Annotated in this window: 14 protein-coding genes; 1 reads left to right on the top strand and 13 read right to left on the bottom strand. The window is 74.0% G+C overall.

What is annotated here, in order from left to right:
* The first annotated feature begins 5 nt into the window (after window positions 1-5).
* Window positions 6-1811 carry a phospho-sugar mutase gene (locus DNL40_RS01625; RefSeq protein ID WP_111249474.1) on the top strand — a complete coding sequence of 602 codons (1806 nt, stop codon included), beginning with the start codon at window positions 6-8 and terminating at the stop codon, window positions 1809-1811.
* A 136-nt stretch (window positions 1812-1947) separates the two neighbouring features.
* Here DNL40_RS01625 and DNL40_RS01620 read toward each other — a convergent pair whose 3' ends face one another.
* From DNL40_RS01620 to DNL40_RS01560, 13 genes are all read right to left on the bottom strand, one after another.
* Complete coding sequence (locus tag DNL40_RS01620) at window positions 1948-2769, bottom strand: siderophore-interacting protein (RefSeq protein WP_111249473.1); 822 nt, start codon at window positions 2767-2769, stop codon at window positions 1948-1950.
* A gap of 101 nt (window positions 2770-2870) precedes the next feature.
* The gene (deoC, locus tag DNL40_RS01615) at window positions 2871-3587 is read right to left on the bottom strand and encodes a deoxyribose-phosphate aldolase (protein WP_111249472.1); all 717 of its coding nucleotides are present in this window, start codon (window positions 3585-3587) and stop codon (window positions 2871-2873) included.
* Entirely contained in the window at window positions 3584-4696 is a 1113-nt protein-coding gene (locus DNL40_RS01610; RefSeq protein WP_111249471.1) for an adenosine deaminase, read from the bottom strand. The genes deoC and DNL40_RS01610 overlap by 4 nt, the downstream gene beginning before the upstream one ends.
* A 57-nt stretch (window positions 4697-4753) precedes the next feature.
* Window positions 4754-5092, bottom strand: coding sequence for a hypothetical protein (locus DNL40_RS01605; RefSeq protein ID WP_111249470.1), 339 nt, complete (start codon window positions 5090-5092; stop codon window positions 4754-4756).
* A 90-nt stretch (window positions 5093-5182) separates the two neighbouring features.
* Complete coding sequence (locus tag DNL40_RS01600; protein ID WP_111249469.1) at window positions 5183-6019, bottom strand: hypothetical protein; 837 nt, start codon at window positions 6017-6019, stop codon at window positions 5183-5185.
* 35 nt (window positions 6020-6054) lie between these two features.
* Window positions 6055-7398 carry a thymidine phosphorylase gene (locus DNL40_RS01595; protein ID WP_245885568.1) on the bottom strand — a complete coding sequence of 448 codons (1344 nt, stop codon included), beginning with the start codon at window positions 7396-7398 and terminating at the stop codon, window positions 6055-6057.
* Entirely contained in the window at window positions 7395-7844 is a 450-nt protein-coding gene (locus DNL40_RS01590; RefSeq protein ID WP_281268408.1) for a cytidine deaminase, read from the bottom strand. The genes DNL40_RS01595 and DNL40_RS01590 overlap by 4 nt, the downstream gene beginning before the upstream one ends.
* Window positions 7845-7846: 2 nt before the next feature.
* Complete coding sequence (locus DNL40_RS01585; protein WP_111249468.1) at window positions 7847-9157, bottom strand: ABC transporter permease; 1311 nt, start codon at window positions 9155-9157, stop codon at window positions 7847-7849.
* A complete protein-coding gene (locus DNL40_RS01580) occupies window positions 9154-10488 on the bottom strand; it encodes an ABC transporter permease (RefSeq protein WP_111249467.1) in 1335 nt (444 codons plus the stop codon). The genes DNL40_RS01585 and DNL40_RS01580 overlap by 4 nt, the downstream gene beginning before the upstream one ends.
* Entirely contained in the window at window positions 10485-11999 is a 1515-nt protein-coding gene (locus DNL40_RS01575; RefSeq protein ID WP_111249466.1) for an ABC transporter ATP-binding protein, read from the bottom strand. The genes DNL40_RS01580 and DNL40_RS01575 overlap by 4 nt, the downstream gene beginning before the upstream one ends.
* Before the next feature lie 182 nt (window positions 12000-12181).
* Window positions 12182-13258, bottom strand: coding sequence for a BMP family lipoprotein (locus tag DNL40_RS01570; RefSeq protein ID WP_111249465.1), 1077 nt, complete (start codon window positions 13256-13258; stop codon window positions 12182-12184).
* A 168-nt stretch (window positions 13259-13426) separates the two neighbouring features.
* Window positions 13427-14641, bottom strand: a complete 1215-nt coding sequence (locus DNL40_RS01565; protein WP_111249882.1) for an amidohydrolase — start codon at window positions 14639-14641, stop codon at window positions 13427-13429.
* An 11-nt stretch (window positions 14642-14652) separates the two neighbouring features.
* Window positions 14653-15774, bottom strand: a complete 1122-nt coding sequence (locus tag DNL40_RS01560) for a mannose-1-phosphate guanylyltransferase (protein WP_111249881.1) — start codon at window positions 15772-15774, stop codon at window positions 14653-14655.
* Between the last annotated feature and the right edge of the window lie 219 nt (window positions 15775-15993).

Genomic DNA, 15993 nt, shown 5'->3' with positions numbered 1-15993 from the left:
CCACCGTGACCGCGCACGTGAACGACGGCGCTCCCGGCGCCACCGGCAGCGCCGGGCTGCAGGACCTGCTCGAGGCGGCCGCCGCCTGGGAGCGCGACGACGTCGACGAGAACGACAGGGCGGAGCTGCGCGCGCTCGTCGAGCGCGTCACGGCCGAGGGTGAGGCGGCGCGGGCCGCCGTCACCGAGCTGCGCGACCGCTTCGCCGGGACGCTGCAGTTCGGCACCGCCGGCCTGCGCGGCGCGATGGCCGCAGGCCCGAACCGCATGAACCGGGCCGTGGTCACGGCCGCGGCGGCCGGGCTGGGCACGTACCTGCGTGACGCCGTCGGCGCCGAGGGGCCCGCGCCTCGCGTCGTCGTCGGCTACGACGCCCGGCACCGCTCCGCCGACTTCGCCCGCGACACCGCGGCCGTGATGACGGCGCAGGGCATCGAGGTGCACGTGCTGCCCCGGCCGCTGCCCACCCCGGTGCTCGCCTTCGCGGTGCGGCACCTGGAGGCCGACGCCGGCGTCATGGTCACCGCGTCCCACAACCCGGCGGCCGACAACGGCTACAAGGTGTACCTGGGCGGGCGCGTCGTCACCGACGCCGGCCAGGGCGCGCAGATCGTGCCGCCCTACGACGCGCTGATCGCCGAGCGCATCGCCGCCGTCGGCCCCGCCGCGGCCGTGGAGCGCGCGGGCTCCGGCTGGCAGGTGCTCGGCGACGACGTCGTCGACGCCTACGTCGCCGCCGTCGGCGCGCTGTCCGACGGCGCCGCACGCGACCTGCGGATCGTCACGACGTCGCTGCACGGCGTCGGCGGCCCCACCCTGGCGCGCGTGCTGGCCGAGGCCGGTTTCACCGACGTCGTCCCGGTTGCCGAGCAGGCCGACCCCGACCCTGACTTCCGCACCGTCGCCTTCCCCAACCCGGAGGAGAAGGGGGCGATCGACCTGGCGCTGGCGCTGGCCCAGGAGGTCGACGCCGACCTGGTCATCGCGAACGACCCGGACGCCGACCGCTGCGCCGTGGCCGTCCGCGACCGCCGCACCGGCACCTACCAGGGCACGGAGACCTCCCGGTCACAGGGGTGGCGCATGCTCCACGGCGACGAGGTGGGCGCGCTGCTGGGCCACGAGGTCGCCACCAGCGGGCGGGCGACAGGCTCCGGTGCGACGCCTGTGCTGGCCAACAGCGTCGTCTCCTCCCGGCTGCTGGCCTCGGTCGCCGCGAAGCACGGCCTGGCGCACGCCACGACGCTGACGGGGTTCAAGTGGATCTCACGCACCCCCGGCCTGGTGTTCGGCTACGAGGAGGCACTCGGCTACTGCGTCGACCCGGCGAGCGTGCGCGACAAGGACGGCATCTCCGCCGCCCTCGTCGTGGCCCAGCTCGCGAACCGGCTCAAGGCGCAGGGGCGCACCCTCGTCGACCAGCTCGACGACCTCGCACGTGAGCACGGCCTGTTCCTCACGGACCAGCTCTCGGTGCGCTTCGAGGACCTGTCGCGCATCGGTGAGACGATGGCCCGGCTGCGCTCGGCCCCGCCGCGCACGCTCGCCGGCGCACCCGTGGTCACCGTGATCGACCTCTCCGAGGGCACCGACGAGCTGCCGCCCACCGACGGGGTCGCGCTCCTGACCGACGACGACACCCGCGTCGTCGTGCGGCCGTCCGGCACCGAGCCCAAGGTCAAGTGCTACCTCGAGGTGGTGCGCCCGGTGGACCCCGGCGCCACCTTCGAGCAGGTGGGCGAGACGCGCGCGGTCGCGCAGGACGCGCTGGCCACGCTCAAGCAGGAGGTCGCCGCGGCCCTCGGGCTGTGACGCGTCCTCGTCCCTGACGCAGACGGCGCCGGCCCTGCCCCTGACAGGGCCGGGCCGGCGCCGTCTCGCACGACCGGGTCGGTGTGGCGGGACGGCAGCACCTCGCGCGGCCGGACCGGCGCCGGGCCGCGCTGGCTCAGGCGTGCGCGAGCTCCGCGTCGTCCCGCTCGACCGCCTCGCGCCACTGCGCCTTCTCGGCCCGCCAGCGCTCGTCATCCGCGCCACGACGCCAGTAGCCGGACGCCGAGAGCCGCTCCGGCGGCACGCCCAGCTCCGCGCGCGCCCAGCGGCGCAGCACCCGCACGCAGCCGGCCTCGCCGTGGATGAAGGCGTGCGGCACACCGGACGGCAGCGTGCCGGCGGCGTGCGCCCGCACGACGGCGTCCTCGAGCGACTCTCCCCCCTTGACCACCCAGGTCACGCGCGTCGCCGCGGGGCCGGGCAGGTCCTGCTTCTCCGCCTCGTCGTCGACCTCGACGAACGCGTGCACGACGGCGTCCTCGGGCATCGCCTCGATCGACGCCGCGATGGCCGGCAGGGCGGAGGCGTCGCCCACCAGCAGGTGCCAGGGCGCCTCGGGGTCCGGGGCGTAGCCGCCGCCCGGGCCCAGGAACGTCACCGGGTCACCCGGCCGGGCCCGTGCGGCCCACGGCCCACCCAGCCCCTCGTCACCGTGGAGCAGCACGTCGAGGTCCCACTCCGCCTCGCGGACGGCGCGCACCGTGTACGTGCGCAGCAGGGGGCGGCCCTGCGGCACGCCGTCGACCACCGGCGGCTCCGCCATGACGAGCTTGACGTAGCGGTCGGTGAACGGCGGCACGTCGAGGCCGCGCAGAGCCTCTCCTCCGACGGTGACACGGACCATGTGCGGGGTCAGCCGGCGGGTGGCCGTGACGGTCACCGTGTGCGGGACCCGCGTGCGTGCGGGCGGGGCGGAGGTCGTGGCGTCCTGAGTCATGGTGAGGCGAGCCTAACCTGATCGGCGACAGACGGGAACGCCCCGGCGCCCTCACGGCACCGGGGCGCTCCCGTCCGCCGGCGTCCCGGCCGCGGCGTCCGTCAGTAGCCGCCGTCGCCCGCGGCCGCTGCCTGCGCGCCGTCGCCGAACCCGGCCAGCACCGCGGCCGTGCCGGAGAGCCCCAGGCGGGTCGCCCCCGCCTCGATGACCGCCAGCGCGTCCGGCAGCGTGCGCACCCCGCCCGAGGCCTTGACGCCAAGGCGGCCGCCCACCGTGTCGGCCATGAGCGCCACCGCGTGCACCGAGGCCCCGCCGGCCGGGTGGAAGCCCGTCGACGTCTTGACATAGTCAGCCCCGGCGGCCTCCGCGGCGCGGCAGGCCCCCACGATCTGCTCGTCGCTCAGCGCCGCCGACTCGATGATCACCTTCAGCAGGCGGTCGCCCGGCACCGCCGCACGCACGGCGGCGACGTCCGCCTGCACCGCGTCGAAGTCACCGGTGCGCGCCACCCCCACGTCGATGACCATGTCCACCTCGTCCGCGCCGTCGGCCACCGACTGCGCCGCCTCGGCCGCCTTCACCGACGAGACGTGCTTGCCCGACGGGAACCCGCACACCGTGGCCACCTTCAGGCGACCAGCCGCCACCTCGCGGGCGTGCGCCACGAACGTCGGCGACACGCACACCGAGAAGACGCCGAGCGCGGCCCCCTCCTCCACGAGCGCCGTCACGTCGTCGGCCGTGGCCTCCGGCTTGAGCAGCGTGTGGTCGACGAACGACGCGAGCTCCTCGGGGGTGGTGGGGACGGGTGCGCTCACAGCTGGGCTCCTTCGATCTTCTGGTATCCGGGCACGACGAGCTCGTCGACGATCGCGCGCCGCTCGTCGTGGTGGACGAACGCGCCCCAGGCCGCCGCGATGGTCACGTCGGCCAGGTCGTCGATCGTCCAGCCCGCCTCGGTGACCAGACGGGTCATCTCGTGCGTCATGGACGTGCGCGACATCAGGCGGTTGTCGGTGTTGAGGGTGACCGCGAAGTCCAGCTCCTTGAGCCGGGTCACCGGGTGGTCGGCGACCGACGTGGCCGCCGTCGCCGAGGTCTGCAGGTTCGAGACCGGGCAGATCTCGAGCGGGATCTGGTGGTCGCGCACCCAGTGGGCGAGCGAGCCCAGCGTCGCCAGGGGCGAGCCGTCCGCGTCGGTGCCGAACGTGATGTCGTCCACGATCCGCACGCCGTGCCCGATCCGGTCCGCCTGGCCGCGGTGGACCGCCTGGGCGATCGACGGCACGCCGGCGGCCTCGCCCGCGTGGATCGTCACCGGGAAGTCGTTCTCCGCCAGGAACCGCCACACCTCCGCGTGCCGGTCCGGCGGGAACCCGTCCTCCGGGCCCGCCAGGTCGAACCCGACCACCCCGGCGTCCCGGTAGGCCACCGCCAGCTCGCCGATCTCGATCCAGCGGTCGGCGTGCCGCATCGCGGTCAGCAGCTGCCCCACCCGGATCGTCCGGCCCGCCGCGGCGGCCTCGCGGACGCCCTCGTCGATGCCGGCCTGCACCGCCTCCACCGTGTCCGGCAGGGTCATGCCCGCCCGCAGGTGCTGCTCCGGCGCCCACCGCTGCTCCGCGTACACCACACCGTCGGCGGCCAGGTCCAGCACCGCCTCCTTCGCCACGCGCGCGAGAGCCTCGGGGGTCTGCATCACGGCCACGGTGTGCTCGAACGTCTCCAGGTAGCGCACGAGGGAACCGGAGTCCGCAGCCTGCTGGAACCACTCGCCCAGCGCGGCGGCGTCGGCGGCGGGCAGCTCGTGCCCCACCGCGTCGGCCAGCTCGAGCACGGTCTGCGGTCGCAGACCACCGTCGAGGTGGTCGTGCAGCAGGACCTTCGGCAACGACGGGATCAGGTCCACGAGGGCGGGATCGCTCATGCGCCCCAACCTACTGGCCGCGCCCGCCGCGCACCGACTCGGCGGGCGCGGCGGGCGTCACACCTCCTGCTCGTCCTCGTCCACCACGTACTCGTCGACGACGTCCTCGTAGACGGGCTCGTCGTCGCCCAGGCCGGGAACCTCCTCGGCCTGCTCCGCGACGTCGGCCTCGTCCGCCTCGCCGGCCAGGTCAGGCCGCGGCGTGCGCGGCCGGTACTCCTCGGCCAGCGCCTCGTTCGAGGGCGGCTCCTGGGGGGCCAGCGCCTCCTCCAGCAGGTTCACCGTCTCGCGCGCCGCGACGTCGTCGGGATCCACCTCACGCAGCTCGGGGTCGCGCAGGTCAGGCTGCTCGAGCCCGGTGTCGCGCCAGCTGTCGTGGCCGGGCTGGGTGCTCATGTGGGCCTCCTTCGCACGAGGGGGAATCGGACGCCCCCATCGTGGGACCGCCCCGTCGCGCCCGCACATCGGCGTGCGGCGACCCGAGGCTCAGCGCGGCAGCAAGGCCCAGACCACGTGCGGCCAGCCGCCGAGCGCCACGGTGAGCGCGGCCCGCGCCCCCGGCGCGGCCGACGCCGGGGCGAGGAAGACCCCGGCCGGGACGCCGTGCACCGTGCCCGACGACGGTTCGTACAGCCGCAGCGCACCCGTGCCGGCGTCGACCCCCACGAGCAGCACGACGTGGCGCGGCACGGCGGCCTGCCACCCCTGGCGCAGCGAGCCGCCGCTGTACAGCGGCACCGGCACGCCCGCGGCCGCGGCCGCCACCGCTGCGCACAGCACGGCTCGCCCGCTGGCCCCGCGCCCCACCACGCGGTGCGTGTACCGGACGGACCGGTCACGCGGGCCGAACCGGGCCACGCGCGCCGCCGCCCAAGGCGGGGTGCCGTACCGTCGCGGCCACGGCACCGGCCCCGCCACGCTCGTGCGGCGCAGCACACGGTGCTGCAGCGCCGCGAAGCGGGGGCCAGGATCTCGGGCCACCTCGAGCGCCAGCCGCGGGTCGGCGGCCAGCGCGAGCATCGTGAGCACCGCCGAGCCGCACGTGGTCTCGTCCACCTGGCGTGCCGGGACGGGGCGCGCACCGTCGAGGTGAGGCAGCACCGCGGGTGACCGGCCCGCAGAGCGCGCCCGCTCCCCCGCCGCCCGGAGGCCGAGCGGGTCCAGCACGCTGCGTCGTGCGGCGGGCGATGCGCCCTCGAGCCCCCGCGCCACGTCGTCGGGGACCGCCGCCGCAGCCGCCGCAGCCGCCGGAGGCCGAGGCAGCGGCCCCGAGAACAGACCGAGCCGGGCGAGCAGCGCACTCAGGTGCAGATCCCCGCGCACGCGCGCCGCCCAGCTCGGCCCGAACCCTCGGGCTCTCAGTGGATCCGGTCGATGACCACGGGGCGCGACACCACGGTGGCCCCCGGAGGAGCCACCTTCCAGGCGCCCTCGAGCGCCTGGCGCGCACGCCCGAACCGCTCCGGGGTGTCGGTGTGCAGCGTGAGGATCGGCTCACCCGCCCGGACGACGTCACCCGGCTTCGCGTGGATCTCGATGCCCGCGGCCGCCTGCACCGGGTCCTCCCGGCGCGCGCGCCCGGCACCCAGCCGCCAGGAGGCCACGCCGACGGCGTAGGCGTCCAGGGCGGTCAGCACGCCGTCGGCGTCCGCGAGCACGTCCTCGGTCGCCTGCGCCGTGGGCAGCTCGCCGTCCGGGTCGCCGCCCTGCGCCTGGATCATGCGGCGCCACGTGTCCATGGCACGCCCGTCGGCCAGCGCCGAGCGCACCTCGTCGGCGTCGACCGGCCGCCCGGCGGCGCCCAGCATCTCCACGGCCAGCGCGACCGTCAGCTCCACGACGTCCTCAGGACCGCCGCCCGCCAGCACCTCGACCGCCTCGCGCACCTCGAGCCCGTTGCCCACGGTGCGGCCCAGGGGGGTCGACATGTCCGTCAGCAGCGCCACCGTCGTCACCCCGGCGTCCGTGCCGAGGTCCACCATCGTCCGCGCCAGCTCCCTGGCGTCCGCCAGGTCCTTCATGAAGGCCCCGGAGCCGACCTTCACGTCGAGCACCAGCGCCCCGGTGCCCTCCGCGATCTTCTTGCTCATGATCGAGCTCGCGATCAGCGGGATCGACTCGACCGTGCCCGTGACGTCGCGCAGCGCGTACAGCTTCTTGTCGGCCGGGGTCAGGCCCGGCCCGGCCGCGCACACGACGGCGCCCACGGAGTCGAGCTGCGCCAGCACCTCGTCGTTGCTCAGCGACGCCCGCCACCCGGGGATGGCCTCCATCTTGTCGAGCGTGCCGCCCGTGTGCCCCAGCCCGCGACCCGAGAGCTGCGGCACCGCCACCCCGAACGACGCCACCAGCGGGGCCAGCATCAGCGTGATCTTGTCGCCCACGCCACCGGTCGAGTGCTTGTCCGCCGTCGGCACCCCGAGCGAGGAGTAGTCCATCCGCTCGCCCGACGCGATCATCGCCTGCGTCCACTGGACGACCTCGCCGCGGCTCATCCCGTTGAGGTAGATCGCCATCGCCAGCGACGCCATCTGCTCCTCGGCCACCACGCCGCGCGTGTAGGCGTCGATCACCCAGTCGATCTGGGCGTTCGACAGGTGCTGACGGTCACGCTTGGTGCGGATGACGTCGACGGCGTCGAAGAGCTCCGTGGGGGTCGGCCGGATACCGACGAACCGTCCGGTGCTCGCGGGGCTGCTCACTGGTTGTCCTCCTGGTGATGGTGCACGACGTCGAGGTCCTGCGCGTCGAACGCCTGCGGCAGCACCTCCGTCATCGGAACGATGCCACGCGGGGTCTCGACCAGCAGCCCGGGGCCGCCGTGCTCCCACAGCAGCTGCCGGCACCGGCCGCAGGGCATGACGGTACGGCCGTCGCCACCCACGCAGACGAAGGCCACGAGGCGGCCGCCGCCGCCCGCGACGAGGTCGGAGACGAGGCCGCACTCGGCGCACAGGGTCACGCCGTACCCGGCGTTCTCCACGTTGCAGCCCACGACCACACGGCCGTCGTCGACGACGGCGGCCGCCCCGACCGGGTAGTGCGAGTAGGGCGCGTACGCACGCGCCATGATCTCCCGGGCCCGGGCGCGCAGCGCGTCCCAGTCCACGCCCGTGCCGGCGTCGACGACGCCCGCTCCGTGGGCCACGGTCACTCCTTCTCGTAGGCGACGCCGCTGGCCGCCGGGCCGCGCGAGCGGCCCACCAGCCCCGCCACCGCGAGCAGCGTGATCACGTACGGGAGCATCAGCATGAACTGGCTGGGCACGGGGGCGCCCACGACGCTGAGGATCGACTGGAGGTTCGAGGCGAAACCGAACAGCAGGCCGGCGAACGCCGCGCGCAGCGGGTCCCACTTGCCGAAGATGACCGCGGCCAGGGCGATGAAGCCGGCACCCGCCGTCATCTCGCGCCCGAACTGGCCGATCGACACGACCGTGTAGAACGCCCCGCCGATGCCGGCCACGGCACCCGCCATGAGCAGCGCCCGGTAACGGGTGGCGTTGACCTTGATGCCCACGGTGTCGGCGGCCTTGGGGTGCTCGCCGACGGCACGCACGCGCAGGCCCCACCGCGTGCGGTACAGGCCGAACCACACCGCCGCCGTGACCACGAACATCAGGTAGACCACGACGGTCTGGTTGAAGACGGCCGGCCCGATGACCGGGATCCGCTCCAGCAGCGGGATGCCGACCCGCGGGAAGCGCGGGGTCGTGTTGAGCGCCTGCGCGTTGGGGACGAGCAGCTGGGAGTAGAGGAAGCTCGTGATGCCGATGACCAGCACGTTGAGGACCACACCCACGATCACCTGGTTGACGCGGTAGGTGATGGCGAAGACGCCGAGCACGAGCGCGACCAGCACGCCCGCCAGCATGGCGGCGACGAGGCCGGCCCACGGGCTGCGGGTGATGGACCCGACCAGCGCCGAGGTGAACGCGGCCAGGAGGAGCTGCGCCTCGATGGCGATGTTCACCACGCCGGCGCGCTCACCGATGACACCGCCCAGGGCGCCGTAGACGATCGGGATCGACAGCGCGATCGCGCCCGAGATCAGGCCTGTGATCGACAGGTCACGGGGGCTGCCCGCGCCGGCCCAGGCGAGGAACGCCACCAGGCCCACGACGGCGAACGGCACGGTCACCCACGCCGGCACGTGCCGTCGCAGGGCCGAGGTCAGCACGAACGCGACCGCCGTCAGAGCCGCCATGACCACGACGCCGCCCCAGGCGACCACAGGGCCCGGGACCACGATCACCGGGATCTCGAAGAAGTCGTGGGAAGAGCCCAGCGCGAACCGCACGTCACCGGGGTGGTGGGCCGCGACGAGCAGCAGCGCCAGCAGTCCCGTCAGCACCGCCAGGATGACGGGCGCCTTGGACGAGACCGTCTCGACGGTGCGGTGCTCGACCGGCGCGTCCGGAGCGGGCGCGCCGGGAGCCGGGTCGACGGCCTGGGCGGTCATGCGGACACCTTCTTCCTCGCGCCGGGCTTCGAGCCGGGCTGCGGCAGCCGGAAGATCGCGCGCACCAGCGGCGGCGCGGCGATGAACAGGACGATGAGCGACTGGACCACGAGGACGATCTCGATGGGGATGCCCTCGGCGGCCTGCATGGCAGAGCCGCCGGCCTTGAACGCGCCGAACAGCAGGCCCGCCCACAGCACGCCCACCGGCGAGGACCCGCCCAGGAGCGCCACCGTGATGGCGTCGAAGCCGATGCCGGCGTCGATGTCGCTCGAGAAGCCGGTCGTGACCGTGCCGAGCACCTGCGTGACACCTGCGAGGCCCACCAGCGCACCGGCGACCAGCATGGAGGTCACCGTCGTGCGGGGCACGTCGATGCCCGCCACGCGGGCGGCACGCGGGTTCTCCCCGACGGTCCGGAACGCGAAGCCCGTGCTGGAGCGGTTCATCAGCCACCAGCAGGCGGCGACCGCGAGCAGGGCGAGCACGAAGCCCCAGTGCAGGTTGTAGCGCTCACCCACGAGAGGGGGCAGGATCGCCGACTCCTGCATGGGCGGCGTCTTCGGGTTGGCGGACCCTGGGGCCTGCAGCAGGCCGGGCGTGGCCAGCAGGTACGACAGCAGGTAGAACGCGATGTAGTTGAGCATGATCGTGACGATCACCTCGTGAGCGCCGGTGCGGGCCTTGAGGAAGCCCGCGATGCCGGCCCACAGGGCGCCCGCGGCCAGGCCCGCGACGAGCGCGAGCAGCAGGTGCAGCGGGAACGGCAGCCCGGTGACCCCGAAGCCCACCCAGCCGGCGGCGGTGGCGGAGACCAGCATCTGCCCCTGGCCACCGATGTTGAACAGACCGGCGCGGAACGCGACGGCGACACCCAGGCCGGCCGCGATCAGCGGCGTCGCGTAGTTGAGCGTCTCGGTCAGCGGGCGGATGCCACGGGCGAACGAGTCGGCACGGAAGTTGTACACGGCTCCCTGGAAGAGCGCCGAGTAGGCGCCTCCGATGGCGTCGCCGAGCGCCGCGAACGTGTCGGTGGGCCGCGCGAAGAAGTACTGCGCCGCCTCCTGCACGCCCGAGTCCGTGAAGGCGATCATGATCGATCCGACCACGATCGCCAGCAGGAGGGCGCCCACGGCCACCGCGGGGCTGCCCGCGAAGATCTCCCGCACGGCGTCGCGCCAGCGGTCGTCGCCCTGCGGGGCGAGCGCCTGGGGCTCCTGGCGCGCGAGCTCCTGCTCGAGCTCCTCGGCGAGGCCGGGCTCGGCCTGGGTGTCTGCCTTGTCGAGCGCCTCGCTGAGCGAGTCCTCTCGACGGGGGTTCGGCTCGCTCATGCCGCCTCTCCTTCGGGGGCGATGCCGGCCATCATCAGGCCGAGCACGTCGCGCGGCGTGGTGGACGGCACGATGCCGACCACGGAGCCGCGGTACATGACCATGATCCGGTCGGCCAGCGCGACCGCCTCGTCCAGCTCCGTGGACACGACGATGACGGGCACGCCGGCGTCGCGCGTGGCGACGATGCGCTTGTGGATGAACTCGATGGACCCGACGTCCACGCCACGCGTGGGCTGGGCCGCGACCAGCAGCCGCAGGTCTCGTGACAGCTCGCGGGCCAGCACGACCTTCTGCTGGTTGCCGCCCGAGAGCCGGCCCACCTTGGTGTCGATGCCCTGCGTGCGCACGTCGAACTCGGCGACCTTCTCGTGCGCGAACCGGTCGCGCTCGCCGAGCTGGAGCGCTCCGCGGCGCACGAACGGAGGCCCGTCCGACCGGTCGAGCATGAGGTTCTCGGCGATGCTGAACTCGCCGACGAGGCCGTCATGGTTGCGGTCCTCGGGGACGAAGCCGACGCCTGCGTCGAGCACCTGGCGCACGCTGCGCCCCACGAGCTCATTGCCGTCGAGGCGGATGCTGCCCGCGACGTCCTCCTGCAGGCCCAGCAGCGCCTCGGTGAGCTCCGTCTGGCCGTTGCCCTGGACGCCGGCGATGGCGAGGACCTCGCCCCCGCGCACCTCGAACGACACGTCGTCGACCATGACCTGGCCGTCCGGGCTGGTGACCACGAGGCCCGAGACCTCGAGCGCGTTGTCCCGCAGCACGGGGGCGTCCTTGTGGACGGTGAGCTCGACGGCGCGGCCCACCATGAGGGACGCGAGCTCCGCGTCGGTCGCCGTCGGGGACGCCTCGCCCACCACGCGGCCGTGGCGGACGACGGTGATGCGGTCGGCGACCTCGCGGACCTCGCGGAGCTTGTGCGTGATGAACACGATGGCGGCGCCCTCGTCGCGCAGCTGGCGCATGATGCCCATGAGCTCGTCGGTCTCCTGGGGGGTGAGCACCGCCGTCGGCTCGTCGAACACCAGCACGTCGGCGTCGCGCGCGAGCGACTTGATGATCTCCACCCGCTGCTGGACACCCACCGGGAGGTCCTCGACGACGGCGTCGGGGTCCACGTGGAAGCCGAAGCGGGCCGCGATCTCGCGCACCTGCGTGCGCGCGGCCTCCAGGTCGAGCCGGCCGCCGCCGCGGGTGTGCTCGTGGCCGAGCATCACGTTCTCCGCGACGGTGAACACGGGCACGAGCATGAAGTGCTGGTGCACCATGCCGATGCCGGCGGCCATGGCGTCGCCGGGGCCTGCGAAGCGCTGCACCTGGCCGTCGAGCACGATCTCGCCCTCGTCGGCCGTGTAGAGGCCGTACAGGACGTTCATGAGCGTCGACTTGCCGGCGCCGTTCTCGCCGAGCAGGCAGTGGATCTCTCCCGGCTCGACCACCAGGTCGATGTGGTCGTTGGCCACGAGCGCGCCGAAGCGCTTCGTGATGCCGCGGAGCTCGAGCCTCATCTGGGTTCCCTCGGTACTGGTCGGGGCGTGCTGGGTGGGTGGTGCTGGGTCGCGGGTGGTGCTGGTGGCCGGGCGGCCCGGCCGGGACACGCGAACGGTCCCGGGCGGCGTGGGCCGCCCGGGACCATTCTCATGCACGCATGATGGCAGAGCGCTCGACGCCGGGCGTCAGCGCACCGACGTCACTCGGCGAGGTAGGACGTGACCTTCAGCTCACCCGAGACGATCTGCTGCTTGAGCGCCTCGACCTCCTCCACGAGCGCCGGGTCCACCTTGGACTCGAAGTCGTGCAGCGGGGCGATGTCCACGCCCTCGTTCTCGAGGGTGCCGACGTACGGCTCCGGGTCGAAGGTGCCCTCGCCCGCGGCCTGCACGGCCTCCTCGGTGGAGACGTCCATCTTCTTGAGGATGGAGGTCAGCACCAGCGCCTGGCTGGACGGGTCGGTCACGTACAGGTCGGCGTCGGCGCCGATGAGCGCGACGTCGCGGCCCGAGTCCTGGATCGCGGCGATGGCCGACTGGTAGATCGGGCCACCCACGGGGAGGATCACGTCGACACCCTGGTCGATGATGTTCTTCGCCGTCGTCTTGGCCGTCTCGTTGGCCTCGAAGCCACCGGTGAACTGGTCCATGCCGACGACCTCGACGCTGGTGCCCTTGACCTCGTTGTAGTGGTCGACGCCCTGCTTGAAGCCGTCCATGAAGATCGTCACGGTCGGGTACTCGGCGCCGCCGAAGGTGCCGACCTTGCCCGACTGCGAGTAGCCCGCGGCCAGGTAGCCGGCGAGGTAGGCGGCCTGCGCCGTGTCGTACAGCAGCGGCTTGATGTTCGGGGCGTCGGTCTCGCCGTCGAAGTCGTTGTCCGCCGCGTCGTCGATGATGATGTACTCGACGTCCGGGTTGGCGTTGGCCGACTCGACGGTGGTCGCCGACAGGGCGTAGCCGACGGTGACGATGACGTTGCAGCCCTGGTCGACGAGCGACTGGACGTTGCCCTTGAAGTCGGTCTCCGACTGCGACTGCACCTGCTTGAGCTCGGTGCCGAGGGAGTCGGCGGCGGCCTGCACGCCCTCGTAGGAGAGCTGGTTGAAGCTCTTGTCGTCGAACCCACCCTGGTCCGAGACGATGCAGGGCAGGAAGTCCGACGACGCGGCGTCGCCGGTCGCCTCCCCACCGCTCTGCTCCGGGGCCTGGCCACACGCTGCGAAAGCCAGCGCCGCGACGCCGGCGAGCGCGGCGAACCGCGTAGTCCTCTTCACTTTCGAGCTCCTGTCAGACGGGGTCTGCGCGAGGCTGCGGACGTCGCGGCCTCGGTCATCGGGGCAGCCTAGCGAGTGCCCCGTGACGGGAACGTTTCGCGGGGGTCACCGCGGGACTTCGTGACCTGATCGCAACGCTCCCGGTCATCCTGTGCCACGCGGGCCGCCTCACTCCGGGGCGAGCACCCCCGCGCCCAGGCCGGCCATCAGCCGCACCCCGACGCCGATCGCGCGCTCGTCCACCACCAGGTCGCCCTGGTGCAGGTCGTACCGGCGCTGCCCGGGTGTGGCCGTGCCGAGCCGGAACATGGCACCGGGCACCTTGGTGAGGTACCAGGCGAAGTCCTCGCCGCCCAGCGACTGCTCGGTCAGCACCACGCCCTGGGGGCCGAGCACGGCGCGGGCCGCCGCCTCGATCTCGGCCGTGACGGCACCGTCGTTGTCGACCGGCGGGACCCCGCGCGTCAGGTGCACCGTGACGTCCACCTCGTAGGGCGCCACGACCTGCTCGACCGCGTCGTGCAGCACCCGGCCGGCGCGCTCCCACGCGCGCACGTCGAGGCAGCGCAGCGTGCCGGTCACCGTGCCGGTCGCGGGGATCGCGTTGTGCACGTTGCCCGCGTGCACCGAGCCCCACGTGAGGTTGACGCCGGAGCGGGGGTCCAGGCGGCGGCCGAGCACGGCGGGCACCTGGGTCACGACCTGGCCGAGCGCGTAGACGACGTCGCCCGTCAGGTGCGGGCGCGACGTGTGCCCGCCGGCCGAGGAGACGGTCACCGACACGGCGTCCGAGGCCGACGTGATGGGGCCCATGCGGGTGCCCACGTGCCCGACGTCGAGCTTGGGCTCGCAGTGCAGGGCCACGATCCGGTCCACGCCGTCGAGCGCGCCCTGCGCCAGGACGTCGTGCGCGCCGCCCGGCATCACCTCCTCGGCCGGCTGGAACACCAGCCGCACGGGCCGGGACAGCAGGCCCTGGGCGTCGAGCGCGGCCAGGACCAGCCCCGTACCGAGCAGCACCGTGGTGTGCACGTCGTGGCCGCACGCGTGCGCGAGGCCCGGGACGGTGGACTGCCAGCCGCACCCGCAGCGGTCCTGCAGGGGCAGCGCGTCCATGTCGGCCCGCAGCGCCAGGCGGCCCACGGGCTCGCCCTCGGCGTCCACGGCGTCCTGCGGGCCGACGTCGCACACCAGCCCGGTGCCCTGCAGCGGGCGCGGGCTCAGACCTGCTGCCCGCAGGCGCTCGAGCACCGCCGCCGTCGTGCGGACCTCCGCTCGCCCCACCTCGGGGTGCGCGTGCAGGTCTCGCCGGAACGCGACCAGCTCCTCGTGGAGGCCGGCGGCGAGCTTCTCGATCCGTGCGTGCAGGTCCGTGACGGTCATCCGGTCCAGGCTCACAGCAGATCGTCCATCCCGCGCTCGCGGAGCGCGTCCACCACCGAGCGCACCTGCTGCGCCCGGGAGCGGGTGGTCACCAGCAGGGCGTCGGGGGTGTCGACGACGACGAGGTCGTCGACGCCAAGGAGCGCGACGACGCGGTCCGCCCCCTGGACGACCACGTTGCCGCCCGTCTCGACCCGCACCACCTCGCTGCCCACGCCCACCAGCTTGTCGCCCGACCCGTCGACGCTCGGCAGGAGCGCGGCGAGCGAGTTGAAGTCCCCGACGTCGTCCCACCCGAAGGTGCCGGGCACGACGGCGACCCCGCCGGTCGCAGCGACCGGCTCCGCCACCGCGTGGTCGATGGCGATCTTCTCCAGGCCCGGCCAGACCCGCTCCACGACCGCTGCCCGCTCAGGGGTGTCCCAGGCGCGCGCGATCTCGCGCAGGCCGTCGTGCAGCGCCGGCCGCTGGGCGGCGAGGTGGTCGAGCAGCACCGAGGTGCGGGAGACGAAGATGCCGGCGTTCCACCGGTACTCCCCCGAGGCGAGGTACTCGCGGGCCGTCGCGGCGTCGGGCTTCTCGGTGAAGCCGCGGGCGTGCAGCGCGGTGGGTGCGCCGTCGATCCCCAGCGGGTCGCCGCTGCGCACGTAGCCGAACGCGACGGACGGGCGCGACGCGGCGATGCCGACGGTGACGACGTAGCCGGCGCGGGCGGCGACCACGGCCTCGCGCACCGCCTGCTCGAACGCGGCGCGGCCCGAGACCACCTGGTCGGCGGCGAACGAGCCCACCACGACGTCGCCGTGGCGCTCGGCCAGCACGGCCGCCGCCAGACCGATCGCCGCCATCGAGTCGCGCGGGAGCGGCTCGGCCAGCACGGCGTCGTCCCCGAGCCCGGGCAGCTGCTCGCGCGCCGCCGCGACGTGCCCCTCCCCCGTGACCAGCACGACGCCGTCCGGCCCCGCGAGCGGGACGAGGCGGTCCACCGTCGCCTGCAGGAGGCTGCGGCCCGACCCGGTCAGGTCGTGCAGGAACTTGGGGGCGCCGGCCCGCGAGAGGGGCCACAGGCGTGTCCCGGAGCCGCCGGCGGGCACGACCGCGTAGAAGTCGTCGATGGCAGCGCGCTCCGTCATGCTCGGCAGCATAGTGACGGCGCCCGGCGCCGACCCCCGCAGCCGCTGGCCGGACCGGTGGGCCGGGAAGCCGTCAACGCCGCCGCGAGGTGACGCGTTCCGCCGGGCGCGACAGCAAGGCTGTGGGATGGCTCACAAACCGGACGCCACGACCGCCCTGACCCCCGTCGGCCGGTCCTCGACACGACCCGATGTCATTACAGTGGCACCCAAGACGGT

The sequence above is a fragment of the Xylanimonas oleitrophica genome (assembly GCF_003244315.1).
In the GTDB taxonomy this organism is placed as follows: Bacteria; Actinomycetota; Actinomycetes; order Actinomycetales; family Cellulomonadaceae; genus Xylanimonas_A; species Xylanimonas_A oleitrophica.
This window is presented reverse-complemented; position numbering and strand designations above follow the sequence as displayed.